Here is a 15,617-nt window from a genome sequence, read left to right as displayed (position 1 = left end):
GCGACGATTAGAAGGGTGACCGTCCAAGTCATGCACCTTGACGCACATCCTTGGACCATGGTTGGCGAATCATCTGACGGCCATTGAGGGGGCCAATTTTGATGGTTGTCATAGACACAAGTGTTTGTAAAACAAGCAATGTGTGAAAGTTGAAACCCTGTGCCATAAGTGGCAGGGATGAACTTGATATCCGCAAAGGGATATCAAAAAACGACAACAGCCAAGACCACGGGGTCTCAAAATTGACGGCACCTTGCACAGCGGTTACCACCTATCCGATAGTGATCGTCGCAGTTTGGCAGCTGACCCTTCCAGTGATTTTATTATAGTCATCCGGTTGGCAAAGCAGTTATTAAACGTGCTTCAAACGTATTAACTGCACTAGCTGCTGTCACTGTTGTTGGACGGTTACCTTACAAACTTCCGAATTGACTCAAAAAGTGATTGAACCCGCATTTAAATAACGGCTGTGCTAAGATAAAACAAGACATTTGAGAAAAGAGCGTGACAAGATGGGCATGATTCGCATTAATAATATGAGCTTCCACACATATAATGGTGTATATCCTGAAGAAAAAAAACTTGGTCAGCGACTAGAAGTCGATGTTGCATTGGCATACCCAATTGAGACCAAGGTACATGACGATGATATTACAACGACCATTCACTATGGCCATGTCTACCAAGACATAGAAGATTACGTATTAAATCATCCGTTTAATTTGATTGAATCACTCGCTAATCATTTATTGACGATGCTACAAACTAAATATCCCCAGGCGACGGGGGTCCAGTTACGAGTTCGCAAGTATGCTGTACCGATCGCGGGCATCTTTGATAACGTTGAAATTGAGGTGTCGGGAGGCGATTTAACATGACCACTGCTTACTTAAGCTTAGGATCTAATTTGGGCAACCGCCGTGGCCATTTGTTGGCCGCCATCGCACAATTACGGGCCTCACGAGCGATCGACAACATCCGGGTGGCACATTTTTATGAAACGCAGCCAGTGGGTGGCGTCATTCAAGACAACTTTTTGAACACTGCCGTTGCCGTGGAGACTGAATTAAGTGCTGACCAATTGTTGGCTAGTTTACATCGTTTGGAATACGCCGAACATCGCCGACGATTCGTACATTGGGGGCCGCGTACCCTTGATATTGATATCATTTTTTTTGGCGACGAACATATGCATACGAACACCTTAACGATTCCGCACCCAGAGGCACCTAACCGCAAGTTCGTGCTTGTGCCATTATTAGAAATTAGTGGTCCTGATCGACAAATTCAACGGCAACTTGTCGATTGGTTAGCAGAGACCAATGATCAGACGGAAATTATTAAACTAGGCAGTGATGCCTGAATGGAGCATGATGGAATGACAGATGAACAAATGGCAACCGTGGCGGATGCTATCAAAACGATTCTGGAAGCGGTGGGAGAAGACGCTGATCGACCAGGATTACAGGAAACGCCCAAGCGGGTTGCTAAGGCATACAATGAAATGTTTTCTTCACTGACAGAACCGACGTTTACGGATTACAAATTATTTCATGAAGCAGATAATGCGGATATGGTCGTCGTGGGGCAAATTCCTTTTTATTCGATGTGTGAGCATCATTTATTACCGTTTTTTGGGCGTATTAGCGTTGCATACATTCCTACGGATGGGACGATCATCGGGTTGAGCAAGATTCCTCGGCTAATCGATTTTGTCACCCACCGACCGACCGTTCAGGAAAATGTAACTAATGCAATTGCCACAGAATTAACGCGGATTCTCAATCCGGCTGGCGTGGCGGTGAGTGTGGCAGCTCGACACATGTGTATGGAAATGCGTGGTATTAACAAGACCGGTTCCGTCACCCAAACGGCCAAATACTTAGGCGCGTTTGCCAGCGACCAAACTTTAAAACAGGAATTTTTAATGAGGGCCGAACATGGCAACCTTAACCTATGAGCAACTGATCAAACAATTAAATCAGGCTATGTTAGCTGGGGAGGCTAACCGGGTTCCTTTGTTACGTCGAGTCTTGGCACAGGCTGGGCATCCGGATCAACAGGCACCACGAATTCATGTCGTTGGGACCAACGGCAAAGGCTCAACAGTGGCACTGCTAGCCCGAACCATTCAGGCTGGTGGCTATCGCGTGGCAGTCTTTGCTAGCCCAGCCATCCTTGATCAACGTGAACAATTGACAATCAATGGGGAAATGATTGAAAAAACGGTATTTGTTCGCTGTTATGAACAATTGTTACCGGCGGTTGAAGCAGTGGTCGGTTCGGCAGATCGGCTAACTATCTTTGAATGGCTATTTTTAATTGCGATGCAGTGGTTTGCTAATCAACACGTCGATTTGATGATTATCGAAGCCGGATTGGGTGGTCAGTTTGATGCAACTAATGCAATTACGGTGCCATTAATGAGTGTCTTTACCCATATCGCCCTAGATCATACCCGTTTATTGGGGCAAACAATTGGTGAGATTGCGACCAATAAGGCGGGCATCATTAAGCCGCAAACGACGGTCGTCATCGCGCCTCAGCAGGCGATAGAAGCGACAACGGCGATTAAAAAAATTGCGAGTGCGCAACATGTTCCCGTGATCACGGCTTCGTTAACGGCGTTCAGTCACATTCACCTCGGCTTAGATGAGACAACGTTGACCATCGATAGTTCATTGGGACGTTGGTCGGGCGTCAGCTTAAATCTCGTTGGTCGTCATCAATTAGCGACTGCCGCGACTGTATTGACAGTATTGGTCCAGTTAAGCCAACGTGGGTGGCAGCTAGGTGAAGACGCGGTCCGTAGTGGGTTTAAAGAAGTTCATTTGCTGGGCCGATTTACTCAGGTACCGGCAACGAGGCAACATCCTGCGTTAATTCTTGATGGTGCTCACAATCCTGATGCAATGGCAGCTCTGGTGACTACTCTGCGGGAGCTCGCGCCAAACCAGAAATTCACGTTTATTTTGGGATTTCTGGCCGATAAAAACATTCCAGCCATGTTAACGATGCTGCTACCACTAGCAGACAATGTTATTTTAACGACCCCGGATCAGCCGACACGAGCGCTGGCAGTTGATGATTTGGCTGAACTAGTCGCAGATGAAATCGGCCGCCTGACATTATCGGACTTGACCGTTTACCAGGCCGCTGACATGAACGAGGTGCGTCAATTATGGCAAGCTTCTTGGCTGACCACAGCCGCGCCAGTTGTTGTAACGGGGAGCTTTTATTTGATTCGCGCACTAGAGGAGGCGGCCATAGATGGCTAAATCGACGAAACCGCTGCTGGTCGCCGCGACCAACAATCCCTTTAAATTTGCGGAGTTAGCCCGTACTTTTGCCGCCAGTGGCTACTCATTGCAGCCGTATTGGCAATATTTGGGACGACAGCATTTTCCCGCTGAAGGGACGGAAAATTTTACTGACAATGCGATCGGAAAAGCCAATTTTATTGCCAAGCAGCTACCAGAGGCGATTGTTATCGGTGATGACAGTGGCTTGTTTGTTGACGCGCTTCCAGATCATTTTGGCGTTACGACGATTCGTGAGTTAAATGAGCATGCCAAAACGGATGCCCAGATGAATCAATACATTATTGACTTGTTGGCACCAACACGGGCGTCACGGCAGGCAATGTTGACAACGACCTTGACGGTGGTACCACCCAGTCGAACAGCTTTTTCGAAAACTGGATCAACGACTTTTACGATTCCTTTTCAACCAATCGGACGGTATAGTCACGGGTTTGATCGCATTATGTGGCTGTCCGAGATTGGCATGACCTTAGCGCAACTTCCAGATCAGGCGCGTATTCCGTTTACACCTCGTGGTCATGTGGTGCCGCAGGTGATTCATGAACTAGTCTTACACGGCGATTTTTAAACTAAAATTTTGCTAACATGACCGGTTAATTTAAGGAGTGATGAGCAATGATTGTAACTACATTGACGAGTACCGCTCAAGATTTGGCGGGGATTGCTTTAAGCGCGAGTTTAGAACGACAAGAAAAGCTGGCGTTGACATTTAGTGAGTTGACTGAAGGCGAACGCCAACGGTTAACGGTTCTGTTAGATAACTTAGATGCCATCGTTGTGCCGTCACCGATGGCAGTTGAAACGCTAATTGACGATGGCGCGTTACGAACTTTAACGGTCCAATTGCATAAACAATTTCATCAACCCAGCCTGGATCAGGCAATGGTTGCCATTCGCGAGGCTCGAGAAGTCCATTGGCGGGCTGGCCGATTTGATTTTAAAACATCCAGCCAACCAGTTATCTATGGCATTTTAAATGTCACCCCCGATTCCTTTTACGATGGTGGTCGCTATCAGGAACCGACAGCGATTTTAAACCACGTGATGACAATGGTTGAAGCCGGTGCCAACGTGATTGAAATTGGTGGGCAAACGACGCGGCCAGGGTTTACCCCCATTGATGCGACCACGGAAATAACACGAGTTGTGCCCGTTTTGCGGGCCATCAAACAACATTTTCCTGAAGTCGCCGTTGCCGTCGATACCTATAAGTATCCAGTTATGAAGGCAGTTTTAGATGAAGGTGTGGACATCATCAATGATGTGAATGCTTTTACGGACGATCCAGCCAAGTTAACACTTTTAGCACCGCAGGCTGTGGGGTTATTAACGATGCATGCGAGTCGTGGCAAAGAATATCAGAATTTAACTCAGGCAATGTCCCGCTTCTTTTCGGAAAACATCGCGGCTTTGACGGCTGCGGGAATTGATCCCGAAAGAATTGCGTTGGATGAGGGGATTGGTTATGCGAAAATTGCCGATGGTTATCAGGATTTCACAATGATGCGAAATCTCGATCAATTTCTTAATTTGAAACGACCACTAATGATTGCGATTTCACGTAAGGGGTTCGGCCATAAATTGTTTGGTCTCGCTAAGGAGGATCGCTTATCGGTGACGTTGATTGCTGAAGCTTATATGTATTTACATGGTGGGCGAATTTTGCGTGTTCATGACGTTTCAGAGACAGTCCAGTTGGTCAAATTACTCCAAACGATTGAACAGAGTTTCTGGTTTCCTGATCGTGAGGAACCAGGTCGAGTTTGAATTAGAGTTAATTAGCTTTTATTAAAAAGGCGGCAGAACAATTAACTGGCCGTCGTTTTTGATTCTGGCTAGTGTATAATTGGAGACTAAGAAATTAAAGGGAAGTTTGATTATTCATGGCAAAACGAAACTTAACCACGGAACAAATTGAAACCATCTTGCAGGAACATGATTTACTGGTGAAACTGGTTCATCCGCGCGAAGCGACTAACTTCACCGCGATTACTTATGATTCGCGGACTGCTACGGCGGGGAGCCTATTTTTCTGTAAAGGTGCGTTTAAACCGGCTTATTTGCAAGCGGCTGTGGATGCTGGGGCGATTGGTTATGTGGCCGAGCAGGCTGATTCCACGCAGTCCGTCACCGGGTTTATTGTCACTAACATTCAGCAAGCAATGGCTTTATTGAGCGCCGCCTTTTTTGGCTATCCACAAAATGACCTGTTCATCGTTGCCTTCACTGGAACAAAGGGTAAAACAACTTCCGCTTACTTTACACGGGGGATGCTGCAGGCTGCCACGGGCCAAAAAACCGCCTTGTTTTCCACGATTGATCGTATTTTGGGACCTCGGCCAGAACAAGAATTCAAGTCAGATTTAACGACGCCTGAATCATTGGACTTATTTCATGACATGCGTGAGGCAGTTGATTCTGGTATGACACACCTAGTGATGGAGGTTTCCTCTCAAGCCTATAAGAAGAATCGAGTCTATGGCTTGACCTATGATGTCGGCATCTTCTTGAATATTACGCCGGATCACATTGGCCGTAACGAGCACCCAACGTTTGCCGACTATTTGCATTGCAAGCTGCAGTTACTCGTGAATTCAAAACGTTGTATCATTAATGCTGAAACCGACCACTTAAACGATGTTTATCAAGCAGCCAAAGCAACGACACAACCTGAGAATATTTATCTATATGCACGAACAGGCTATCAGCCTAGTGTGGACGTGCCCCTTGATTTTCGTTTTAAAAGTAATGAAGATACTTTAAAAGATGCTAAATTTACGCTAACCACCGTCGCTGCCAAGCGACAGGAATTGGCCCTAGATGGAACGTATCAGCTGGCGATTCCAGGCGATTATAATGAAAATAATGCTGTGGCTGCCATCATTGCTGCCGGATTGGCCGGCGCAACTGTGGCTCAAGCCCAGCAGGCATTACCCACTATTACAGTACCAGGACGCTTTGAGTCGATCACGACGCATCAGCACGGGACAATTTTTGTCGACTATGCGCATAATTATGCATCGGTTAAAGCCTTGTTGTCCTTTTTAAGAAAACAATATGTCGATAGTCGGGTCATTGTCGTCGTTGGTAGCCCTGGAGACAAAGGGATATCTAGGCGCGAAGGATTTGGTAAGGCGCTTAGTGAAGAAGCCGACATTGCCTATTTGACTGCCGATGATCCAGGCTATGAAGACCCAGCCGCAATTGCGCAACAAATTGCGGCACATATTGATCATCAACGGGTGATGGTTCACACTCAAATTGATCGGCCAACCGCAATTCGACAGGCCATTTTAGCCAGTCGCCCAAATGACGTCGTGGTTTTAGCGGCTAAAGGCGAAGATCCTTATCAGAAAGTGCGCGGCGTGGACACACCGTATCCAACGGACATGGCCGTTGCGAAGACAGTTGTGGCTGAACTTGAGCCAGACTTGTAAGCATAAAAACAGCGTGCCTCACGGTTGATTGGTAAAATCAACACGAGAGGCACGCTTTTGGTTATGAACGATTTGAAATAGCTTAAAGCGCTAATGTCAAAGTAGCCAAGATGGTCAAGGTTAAGCAAATTGCTAAGCCCCAAAGCCAGCTGGCATCCACATGAGTCTCTTGTTTGTGGGCAAAGATAAACTCGACCAGTAGGATGGCAATAAGCACCAACACAATTTGACTCAAAGTCCATCCTAGCTGGGTTTGCCAAGTGGAGACGCCATTGATAATACTGATGACAAACAGCGTTAAATAAGTCACGCGACTCAACATTAGCCACAACTTGACCCGTTTTTCGGTTGAGCTGAAGCGACCAACTAAGACAAAAATAAAAAGAATAATTGTGATCCCAACAGCAACATTGAATAACTCGTACATAACAATTCCTTTCGTTCACCGAAAAGCCGACAGTCATTTTTTGACTAATAACCACCGCTTTTGCTTGACATGTTTCATCGCCTATCATAACATGTTCGAATTGCGTTATTGTTCTGAATTCACGATTTAATCATTGAGAGATAGGGAGGCGGCCTAATGCAAGACCTAACCAGCGGGAAGCCGCTGAAATTAATTTTCTTATTCACCATGCCATTATTAATTGGCAACCTTTTTCAGCAACTTTATAATATTTCTGATACCTTAGTGGTCGGGCAGACGTTAGGTGTCAATGCCCTAGCCGCGGTGGGGTCAACCGGCTCGATCAGTTTTCTGATCATCGGCTTTGCACAAGGGCTAACGGCCGGTCTCTCAATCGTAACGGCGCAGTGTTTTGGTGCTCGTGATACAAAGGGCGTCCGTGAGAGCTTCGCCGCAAGTATTTGGATCAGCTTATTTGTGACCATTATTTTGACCATTTTGTCGTTAGCGTTCGTGCATCCAATTCTTCACTTGATGCAGACACCGAGTGCGATCTATGCAGATGCGCAAACGTTTATTTCAATTATTTTCGCGGGGATTTTTGCGTCGGTAGCCTTTAACCTGTTATCGAACATGATTCGAAGTTTAGGCGATTCGCGAACCCCATTATATTTTTTAATTGCTGGAACAGTGATCAATGTTGTCTTGGAATTGATTTTTATTCTGGTGCTCCATTTGGGGGTTGCCGGGGCTGGTTACGCGACCGTGATTTCCCAGCTAATTGCGAGTGGATTATGTATTGGTTACATTGTCCGCCAAGTACCGCTCTTACAAATTACGCGACAGGATTTACGTACAGGTTTATCACAATTAGGTACGCATATCGCGACAGGATTACCGATGGGATTTCAAATGTCGATTATCGCAATTGGCGCGATCGTTATGCAAGCCGCATTAAACAGTTTAGGAACGGCTTCAGTGGCCTCTTCAACAGCAGCCAGTAAAATTGATCAAATCGCGACGATGCCAATGGCTTCATTTGGTGTCACGATGGCGACCTTTGCCGCGCAGAATATGGGGGCTGGGCAGTACGAGCGGATTATCAAAGGGGTCCGCCAAACATTGATTTTGTCGGGAACATTTGCCATTGTCGTCGGGGCCGGCGAAATTATTTTTGGACGTTGGTTAGTTGGCTTATTCATTAATGGTCACGATGAACAGGTCTTACATTTATCACAAACATACTTTAACGTGATCGCCAGCAGTTATGTGTTATTAGCCGTGTTGTTTATTATCCGAAATACTTTGCAGGGCGTTGGACAACAGGCAATGCCAACATTTGCTGGGATCGCTGAATTGGTGATGCGAACGGCGACAGCATTCTTCTTAGTGGGTCCATTGGGATATGCAGGGGCGGTTTCTGCTGAACCGTTGGCTTGGCTGGGGTCATGTCTAGTCCTAATCCCGTCATATATGCGGGCCATTCGGCAGTTACACAACTTGCAATACATGCATGATCAAAACGAAGCCGAGAAACGAGCTGAACAGGCGCAAACACCATCGATACCCGAGCACAACAGTTGAAATATTAAGCTATCTTTGGTACGATACAAACTCGTATGTACGATAATTAACCGCAGCCCCTGTGAAGACGGCTAAGCGGGGTAGAGGTGAGATGAATGGCTGAATTACATGTTGGTGATGTTGTGACGGCGAAGAAATTTGGACCGTTTGAACACGACTTTGGTGGTGAGCTGGAGAAAGTTTACGAAAATTCAGCGTTGGTCCTAATCGATGATTACAACGACGGGGATAGCATGACGGTCAGTGAAATGAATCGACGCGCCGTTGTGAAAAAAGATGCGATTAAGGTAATCAAGGCAGCGCCGGTTCCGGAACCGGCCGAAGATGATGACGATCCTGATCAGGATAACGCCTAAGCATTAATTGAAGAAGTTTCGGTCGCTTCATTGCTATTAATTACTGGCAATGAAGCTTTTTTGTTAGTGAAAAATGAGAATTTGGTTGACGTAAATCTCATTGTATTATAATATCATCACAATACAAATATTGTTGCTAAACTGATTAAACAGAGTCGCTAAGTCGTTGCGTTCAGCGAGTGTCGTCAGATGAAAGGACATCGTGACCGCTTAGTTAAAGGTTTAATCAGAGCGTGGCTTTCACGAGAGCCACCGGGCGCCATCCGCTATCTTGGTACCAGCTACGTTTAGATGCGTGGCTGGGAGGAATGACTTGTCATTCGAACTGAGGTGGTACCACGTCTAACAACGTCCTTGGAATCTAATTGATTCTGAGGACGTCTTTTTTAGTAACAATTACGAAAGGGGTCTTTTGATGGCCGAAACAAAGCAAACACAACTGAAACGAACTCTTACCAGCCGCCACATTACGATGTTGGCATTGGGTGGTGCAATTGGGGCTGGATTGTTTAAAGGTAGTGCTAGTGCTGTTCATACAGCCGGGCCGTCTGTTATCCTGTCTTATCTATTAGGTGGCCTGATCTTGCTGTTCATCATGCAGGGCATGGCCGAGATGGCGGCAAACAACCCGGAAGCAACTGGATTCTCGGGGCTTCTAGCGCCAATCCTTGGACCTTTTGCTGCCTATTTGATTGATTGGGCCTATTTCACCATGTGGTTTTTAGACATCACAGCGGAAGCAATCGCGGCGGCCAGCTTTATCCAAATTTGGTGGCCGCAGTTATCGACCTGGTTGATTGTCTTAGTGATTGCCGTAGTGATTTCAGGAATTAATTTATTATCCGTGCGCTGGTTCGCGGAAACGGAATATTGGTTAGCTATTATGAAAATTACCGTGATCGTATTTTTTATTGTCACGGGATTATTCTTGATTGGCCACAATATGATGACAACACAACATGCTTTCGCCAATTTGACCATTCATGGTGGCTTCTTTCCCCATGGTAGCTTTGGCTTTTTAAGCGCGATGTTGATTGTGATTTATTCCTTTGCCGGCTCAGAGCTGATTGGGATCACTCTGGGGGAAGTACAGGACCCACAAAAGGTGATTCCTCGAGCAGTACACGGCATTATGTTTCGCATTATTTCCTTTTACTTAATTCCATTTTTTATCATTGTCACCTTATTTCCATGGGATCAATTGACTGACAAGGTAAGTCCGTTTGTGGCAGTGTTTAGGCTATTAAACGTCCCATATGCTGGTGATATCGTTAATTTTGTCATTATCTTGGCACTGATTTCGTCGATTAATTCTGGTATTTATTCGGCCTCACGGTTGCTGTTCGTGCAAAATCAGCGCAATCGTCGACAAACATCCGTCACCAGAGCGTTAGTTCGCCTAAATAAGTATTCTGTGCCGTATATGTCCGTTCTAGTTTGCTCAGGATCCTTATTTTTGGGAGTGATCCTATCGTTTTTTATTGGCAATGATTTATTTAATGATCTCGTTGGCTCAATCAGTTACACCATTCTTGTGATCTGGATTCTTTTATGTCTTGGCCATATTCGTAGTCGACAGGTGGCCTTTGATTCGAGCACTTATCATGTTAGTTTTTATCCACTGACTTCATACTTTGCTTTAATCTCACTGGTACTAGTCTTCTTCGGTATTTTGTTTTCAACGAGTATCGTTGTGACGGGGATAACCGTTTTAATCTATGCCGGTTTATGCAGTTACTACTACTTCACACAACGAGCTAGTTGATCTCAAAATCAGCAATTGGTCCGATGGCGTTTAGCCGTGGCGATGGTCATCTTATTCGGTAGTTTCAACTGACAGAATGGCCTTGAATATGGCTGATTAGTTAGTGTTTGAACAGGATAAGCGACGTCATTTATGAGCAAAAATAAAGACGACCACCAAAGTGATCGCCTGGAATGATCCCGAACGGATAAGTTCAGGACTGATTAAGTGTAGCACAGTGAATGACTTAAGGAAAACAAAAGTTGGGACATTAGCGATATATCAGTCCGTTAAAATAACGTTTGCCTTACTTTTTGTGGGTGATGAAATGAGGAAAAGTCCATAATAAGACGTTTGAAATTAAACCAATAAAGACAAAAGGTGGCCACCACAAAGTAATGGCAAGTGATAACAAGTTGATCGCTAGAGAAAGCCATTCTAGAGAAGTGCGGGATTTAATTAGCTTAGCATGGCGAGAAATGTGTTCTCGCAGTAAACCAAATGAAATATTATAACAAACAATGTTAACCGCGTATAAAGTTGCCGGCACGTGGGCATTAATATCAGAACCCACCCAAGCTGTCGTAGCTGGTAAAATCGATGACCAAAATAACAAGTTAATGTTAAGCCAAAGGGTTATGTTTGTAATTGAGGTCACTTTTAAAAATAAGTAATGATGGTTGACCCACATTGTCGAAATTAAGATGAATGAGAAGATGTAAGCAAAGAATTGAGGCGCCAGGGCGGTTAGGGCATTCAAAGAGTGATCTGTGTTTGGCAAATGAAGTTCTAGCACTAAAATGGTTAGGATAATGGCCAAAACACCATCGGTAAAAGTTTCTAAACGATTTTTAGTCAAAAAAACACCTCTGGATTAGAATGTTCACGAGTCAATTTGCTAGTGTAGCATTGATGGGGAAGCTGGAGACTAAGGCTAGCGAGATAGATTAGTCGTTTGTCCTCAGCAATCGCTATTTGAACAAAAAGCCAAACAAAAAGCACTTCACTTAAGAAGTGCTTTTTACATAGCGTGATTAAATGATTTAAAAAGCGGGTGACGAGAATCGGACTCGCGACACAAGCTTGGGAAGCTTGGATTTTACCACTAAACTACACCCGCAAACTTTCAACTTATATAGTTTAGCATAGCGTCAAAATTATGTCAGCAGCGTTTCGAAAAAAACTGTAATTTTCTCAAATATTACCTTAGTGGTGAACCTCGTTACCAATTTCCATAAATCGTTGGAAAATCCGATTCTTAGTAATTTTGCCGACGACCTGTGTTTGATCATCAGGATTGACGACGGGCAGTGAGTCGACTTTGTGGGTTAACAGTAGGTTACCCACATGAATAATTGAGGTCTGGGGCGTTACTGTGATCACGTTAGGCATCCGTGTCATGATCATGCTGGCTAACATCGCATCAGAGTCCGCGTTGTTAAGACTGGCGCGTAATAAATCCTTTCGCGAAATGAGCCCTTGAAGATGATGCTTGTTGTCCACCACGTACAATGAGCCGACATCCTGCAAGAATAACTTGCTGACAGCTTCTTGGAGCGTTGTATCAGCTTGTATTTCAGTTGCTGGCAAGAGAATGTTGGCAATTTGGGTTTCATAGAGATCATGATACTGCAATTTTGCCATTTGTTGACCAGAATACATATACCCAACTTTAGGCTTAGCAGTGAGTTCTCCGACTGCAGTCAATAGCCGCAGATCGCCGCGAATAGTGGGTACAGCTAAATTTAAACGATCTGCGATGATCTCTCCGGTGAGGGGGCTGTTTTCTTTTAACATTTGAATAATGGCTTTTTGTCGATTCGTAAAATTCATGCTGTTTTCTCCGCTGTTTTATTCGTTATTACCGTTATTATAGGCGGTTATTGGTTGTTTCTCAATATGACGTTATACTTAATTAAAAAAACGGCTTGATTGCCTTTAAATGGGTAATCGAGTCGTTTTAATCATCAAGAATTGGTTTAGACAGTTTGTAAGGTTGGCTCAATTGCGCGTAAGTGAGCTTGGGCGGCAGCTAACCGTGCAACTGGTACACGATAAGGTGAACAGGAGACGTAGGTGACGCCAAGCTGTTCAAAGAAGTTGATCGAGGCAGGGTCACCGCCGACTTCGCCGCAAACACCAATTGGTAAGTCAGGGTTTGTTTTTCGTCCACCGTCCACGGCTAGTCGCATTAATGCGCCAACACCGTCAACATCAATTGTTTGGAACGGATCTGCTGGTAGAATGCCCTGTTCCAGGTAGGCGGGTAAGAAAGAACCAATGTCATCACGAGAATATCCGAAAGTTAGTTGAGTTAAGTCATTAGTGCCAAAGCTAAAGAAGTCGGCAGCCTCAGCAACTTGGTCGGCCGTTATACATGCCCGAGGCATTTCCATCATGGTGCCGACGGTGTAATCGACGGTCCAATGTTGATCGACTAAGGCAGCGTCGATTTGGTCAACGACAAGTTGGCGAACCCAGGCCAATTCAGTTTTCGAATCCGTTAGCGGAATCATGATGTGTGGATTGACGATAAGGCCTTCTTGATGCAAACGAATGACGGCGTTCATGATGGCTTGGATTTGCATTTGATAAATATCAGGAAAGGTCACGGCTAGACGATCGCCACGATGGCCTAGCATTGGATTGGCCTCTTTTAACGAGGCGACGCGAGCTCGCAATTGTTCTGGATCAATGTCGAGTTGATCAGCAACTTGATGGAGTTCGACCTCATCATGCGGTAAAAATTCATGTAAAGGTGGATCGAGAAGCCGAATTGTCACTGATTTTCCGTTGGCCAACTGATACAGTTCATAAAAATCGTTCTGTTGCATGTCTAACAGTTTTGCGAGTGGATCTTTACGACCATCAGCGTCTTCAGCAATAATTAATCGGCGCATTTGAAGTAGTCGCTCAGGTTTGAAGAACATATGCTCTGTTCGGGTTAATCCGATACCGTCTGCATCAAAGGCGAGCGCTTTTTTGAAATCAGCAGGTGTATCAGCATTGGTGTAGACGCCAAGCTTGGCAGTGGCTTTAGCCCAAACTAATAATTGCGCTAAATTTTCATCTATGGCAGCATCAGTCGTTGGCAGTTGATCTAGATATAAATTACCAGCGGTCCCGTCGACTGAGACCCAGTCACCTTCGTGAATCGTTAAGCCATTAATGTGAACAACCTTTTGGGTTTCGTCAATCTGTAATGCACTAGCACCAACAATACTAGTGGCGCCCATACCACGTGCAACAACAGCCGCATGAGAGGTCATACCACCTCGCGCCGTCACGATTGCTTCGCTGACCACCATGCCATCGATGTCTTCAGGTGAGGTGTCTTGGCGCATTAAGATAACATGCTGATGGGCATTATCATGGGCCTCTTTGGCAGCTGCAGCGGTGAAATAGACCTGACCACTGGCGGCTCCAGGTGAGGCGGGTAGTCCAGTAGCGATAATTTCGTGATCAAAGAGTGCCTGTGCTTCGAAAGATGCATGGAGCATGCTGTTGACTAACGCCGGCTGAATCCGCATGAGCGCCTCATTTTGGCTAATCAAACCTTCTTTGACAAAATCAACGTCGATTTTCACCGCGGCAGCCGGGGTTCGTTTGCCACTACGAGCTTGAAGCATGAACAGCCGACCATTTTCAATGGTGAATTCAACATCTTGCATATCGCGGTAGTGAGTCTCAAGGGTTTTGGCAATGTCTTGGAGTTGATCGTAGAGGTGGGGCAAAGTTTCTGCCAAGGTAGTCAATGGCTGCGGGGTTCGAATGCCAGAGACGACATCTTCACCTTGGGCATTGAGGAGATATTCGCCAAATAAAATATTGGCGCCAGTGGCTGGGTTACGCGTGAAAGCAACGCCAGTACCGGAACGGTCACCAATGTTGCCGAAAACCATTTCTTGAATATTAACAGCCGTTCCTAGCGTATCAGGAATATTGTTTTCCTGACGATAAACTTCCGCTCGATGATTATGCCAAGAATCAAAAACAGCGGTGACGGCTGCTAAGATTTGTTCATGTGGATCCTGCGGAAAACGACCAACTGCCGACTGTTGATAAAGGGTTTTGAAATCAGCCACGATCGTCTTTAAATCAGCTGTTGTGAGGTCTAAATCAGATTGATAATGTTGCCGTTGTTTGATTTTGGTTAAGACATCATCAAAAGCAGATTCAGCGATACCATAAACGACATTACCGAACATCGCTAGTAGTCGGCGATAGCTATCGTAAGCAAACCGTTCATTATTTGTTAAGCGAGCTAACGCGATGACGGTCTGATCGTTTAAACCAATATTTAAAATTGTATCCATCATTCCTGGCATCGAGATGGGCGCGCCTGAGCGCACTGAAACAAGCAACGGATTCGTCGTACTGCCAAATTCTTTTTCAGTAAGGTGACTTAAATCAATTAGGGCTTGGTCCAGATCATGCAAGAGGCTGGGTGTTAGTTGATGATGAGCCTGAAAGTCGTGACAGGCGGCGGTGGTGATGGTGAACCCACTCGGCACTGGCAGCCCCAAGTTCGTCATTTCAGCTAGGTTAGCGCCTTTACCACCTAATAAATCACGCATTGAACGATTTCCTTCAGCAAACGCATATATTTGTTTCATCATATATCACCTTTCATCGATAAATATAACATAACATTTATGAGCATCATGTTACATTACGATGGTTGGTATTGCAAGCGCTTTCTTTAACGATTGGATATACCAGGAGCTCTGAACGTGGTAATTAGCTTATTGCAATGCGGTTCTTAGT

The 15,617-nt window shown here is 45.3% G+C and carries 14 protein-coding genes and 1 tRNA gene; 10 read left to right on the top strand and 5 right to left on the bottom strand.

From position 1 onward, the window contains the following. Positions 1–512 precede the first annotated feature (512 nt). The 7 genes from folB (at position 513) to AC27FN_RS02530 (ending at position 6,760) form a co-directional block, all read left to right on the top strand. Positions 513–878, top strand: a complete 366-nt coding sequence (gene folB / locus AC27FN_RS02560) for a dihydroneopterin aldolase (protein ID WP_487166460.1) — start codon at positions 513–515, stop codon at positions 876–878. Continuing rightward, positions 875–1,363, top strand: coding sequence for a 2-amino-4-hydroxy-6-hydroxymethyldihydropteridine diphosphokinase (gene folK / locus AC27FN_RS02555; protein WP_487166459.1), 489 nt, complete (start codon positions 875–877; stop codon positions 1,361–1,363). Before folB ends, folK begins: the two co-directional genes overlap by 4 nt. 15 nt (positions 1,364–1,378) lie before the next feature. After that, entirely contained in the window at positions 1,379–1,960 is a 582-nt protein-coding gene (gene folE, locus AC27FN_RS02550) for a GTP cyclohydrolase I FolE (protein WP_487166458.1), read from the top strand. Next, positions 1,941–3,278, top strand: coding sequence for a bifunctional folylpolyglutamate synthase/dihydrofolate synthase (locus AC27FN_RS02545; RefSeq protein ID WP_487166457.1), 1,338 nt, complete (start codon positions 1,941–1,943; stop codon positions 3,276–3,278). Before folE ends, AC27FN_RS02545 begins: the two co-directional genes overlap by 20 nt. Further along, positions 3,271–3,891, top strand: coding sequence for a non-canonical purine NTP pyrophosphatase (locus AC27FN_RS02540; protein ID WP_487166456.1), 621 nt, complete (start codon positions 3,271–3,273; stop codon positions 3,889–3,891). Before AC27FN_RS02545 ends, AC27FN_RS02540 begins: the two co-directional genes overlap by 8 nt. Before the next feature lie 47 nt (positions 3,892–3,938). Continuing rightward, positions 3,939–5,090, top strand: a complete 1,152-nt coding sequence (gene folP, locus AC27FN_RS02535) for a dihydropteroate synthase (protein ID WP_487166455.1) — start codon at positions 3,939–3,941, stop codon at positions 5,088–5,090. A 116-nt stretch (positions 5,091–5,206) separates the two neighbouring features. Continuing rightward, positions 5,207–6,760 (top strand): UDP-N-acetylmuramoyl-L-alanyl-D-glutamate--2,6-diaminopimelate ligase, encoded by a 1,554-nt coding sequence (locus tag AC27FN_RS02530; protein ID WP_487166454.1) that lies wholly within the window; start codon positions 5,207–5,209, stop codon positions 6,758–6,760. 82 nt (positions 6,761–6,842) lie between these two features. Here AC27FN_RS02530 and AC27FN_RS02525 read toward each other — a convergent pair whose 3' ends face one another. Then, positions 6,843–7,187: a DUF1516 family protein gene (locus AC27FN_RS02525; protein WP_487166453.1), complete on the bottom strand. Its 345-nt coding sequence runs from the start codon at positions 7,185–7,187 to the stop codon at positions 6,843–6,845. A 156-nt stretch (positions 7,188–7,343) separates the two neighbouring features. Here AC27FN_RS02525 and AC27FN_RS02520 point away from each other — a divergent pair, with 156 nt between their 5' ends. From AC27FN_RS02520 to AC27FN_RS02510, 3 genes are all read left to right on the top strand, one after another. Next, the gene (locus AC27FN_RS02520) at positions 7,344–8,750 is read left to right on the top strand and encodes an MATE family efflux transporter (RefSeq protein WP_487166452.1); all 1,407 of its coding nucleotides are present in this window, start codon (positions 7,344–7,346) and stop codon (positions 8,748–8,750) included. 95 nt (positions 8,751–8,845) lie between these two features. Further along, a complete protein-coding gene (locus AC27FN_RS02515; protein WP_407882188.1) occupies positions 8,846–9,106 on the top strand; it encodes a DUF2187 domain-containing protein in 261 nt (86 codons plus the stop codon). Positions 9,107–9,521: 415 nt separating this feature from the next. Continuing rightward, complete coding sequence (locus tag AC27FN_RS02510; protein ID WP_487166451.1) at positions 9,522–10,871, top strand: amino acid permease; 1,350 nt, start codon at positions 9,522–9,524, stop codon at positions 10,869–10,871. Positions 10,872–11,157: 286 nt separating this feature from the next. Here AC27FN_RS02510 and AC27FN_RS02505 read toward each other — a convergent pair whose 3' ends face one another. The 4 genes from AC27FN_RS02505 to ppdK form a co-directional block, all read right to left on the bottom strand. After that, on the bottom strand, positions 11,158–11,709 hold the full coding sequence (locus AC27FN_RS02505) for a TMEM175 family protein (protein WP_487166450.1): 552 nt from the start codon (positions 11,707–11,709) through the stop codon (positions 11,158–11,160). A gap of 190 nt (positions 11,710–11,899) precedes the next feature. Beyond that, positions 11,900–11,970 (bottom strand) — tRNA-Gly (locus AC27FN_RS02500). Positions 11,971–12,056: 86 nt separating this feature from the next. Then, complete coding sequence (locus AC27FN_RS02495; RefSeq protein ID WP_487166449.1) at positions 12,057–12,683, bottom strand: helix-turn-helix transcriptional regulator; 627 nt, start codon at positions 12,681–12,683, stop codon at positions 12,057–12,059. Between the two features lie 146 nt (positions 12,684–12,829). Next, entirely contained in the window at positions 12,830–15,469 is a 2,640-nt protein-coding gene (ppdK, locus tag AC27FN_RS02490; protein ID WP_487166448.1) for a pyruvate, phosphate dikinase, read from the bottom strand. Positions 15,470–15,617 lie beyond the last annotated feature (148 nt).

Source organism: Furfurilactobacillus sp. W61-4 (assembly GCF_057545565.1).
Note: the sequence above shows the minus strand (reverse complement) of the source record. Positions and strands in the feature narration are given on the sequence as shown.

What these genes read in the sequence shown, in the direction of transcription:
- folB (WP_487166460.1), top strand. Translation starts at nt 513, where the DNA reads ATGGGCATGATTCGCATTAATAATATGAGCTTCCACACATATAATGGT.
- folK (WP_487166459.1), top strand. Translation starts at nt 875, where the DNA reads ATGACCACTGCTTACTTAAGCTTAGGATCTAATTTGGGCAACCGCCGT.
- folE (WP_487166458.1), top strand. Translation starts at nt 1,379, where the DNA reads ATGACAGATGAACAAATGGCAACCGTGGCGGATGCTATCAAAACGATT.
- AC27FN_RS02545 (WP_487166457.1), top strand. Translation starts at nt 1,941, where the DNA reads ATGGCAACCTTAACCTATGAGCAACTGATCAAACAATTAAATCAGGCT.
- AC27FN_RS02540 (WP_487166456.1), top strand. Translation starts at nt 3,271, where the DNA reads ATGGCTAAATCGACGAAACCGCTGCTGGTCGCCGCGACCAACAATCCC.
- folP (WP_487166455.1), top strand. Translation starts at nt 3,939, where the DNA reads ATGATTGTAACTACATTGACGAGTACCGCTCAAGATTTGGCGGGGATT.
- AC27FN_RS02530 (WP_487166454.1), top strand. Translation starts at nt 5,207, where the DNA reads ATGGCAAAACGAAACTTAACCACGGAACAAATTGAAACCATCTTGCAG.
- AC27FN_RS02525 (WP_487166453.1), bottom strand. Translation starts at nt 7,187, where the DNA reads ATGTACGAGTTATTCAATGTTGCTGTTGGGATCACAATTATTCTTTTT.
- AC27FN_RS02520 (WP_487166452.1), top strand. Translation starts at nt 7,344, where the DNA reads ATGCAAGACCTAACCAGCGGGAAGCCGCTGAAATTAATTTTCTTATTC.
- AC27FN_RS02515 (WP_407882188.1), top strand. Translation starts at nt 8,846, where the DNA reads ATGGCTGAATTACATGTTGGTGATGTTGTGACGGCGAAGAAATTTGGA.
- AC27FN_RS02510 (WP_487166451.1), top strand. Translation starts at nt 9,522, where the DNA reads ATGGCCGAAACAAAGCAAACACAACTGAAACGAACTCTTACCAGCCGC.
- AC27FN_RS02495 (WP_487166449.1), bottom strand. Translation starts at nt 12,683, where the DNA reads ATGAATTTTACGAATCGACAAAAAGCCATTATTCAAATGTTAAAAGAA.
- ppdK (WP_487166448.1), bottom strand. Translation starts at nt 15,469, where the DNA reads ATGATGAAACAAATATATGCGTTTGCTGAAGGAAATCGTTCAATGCGT.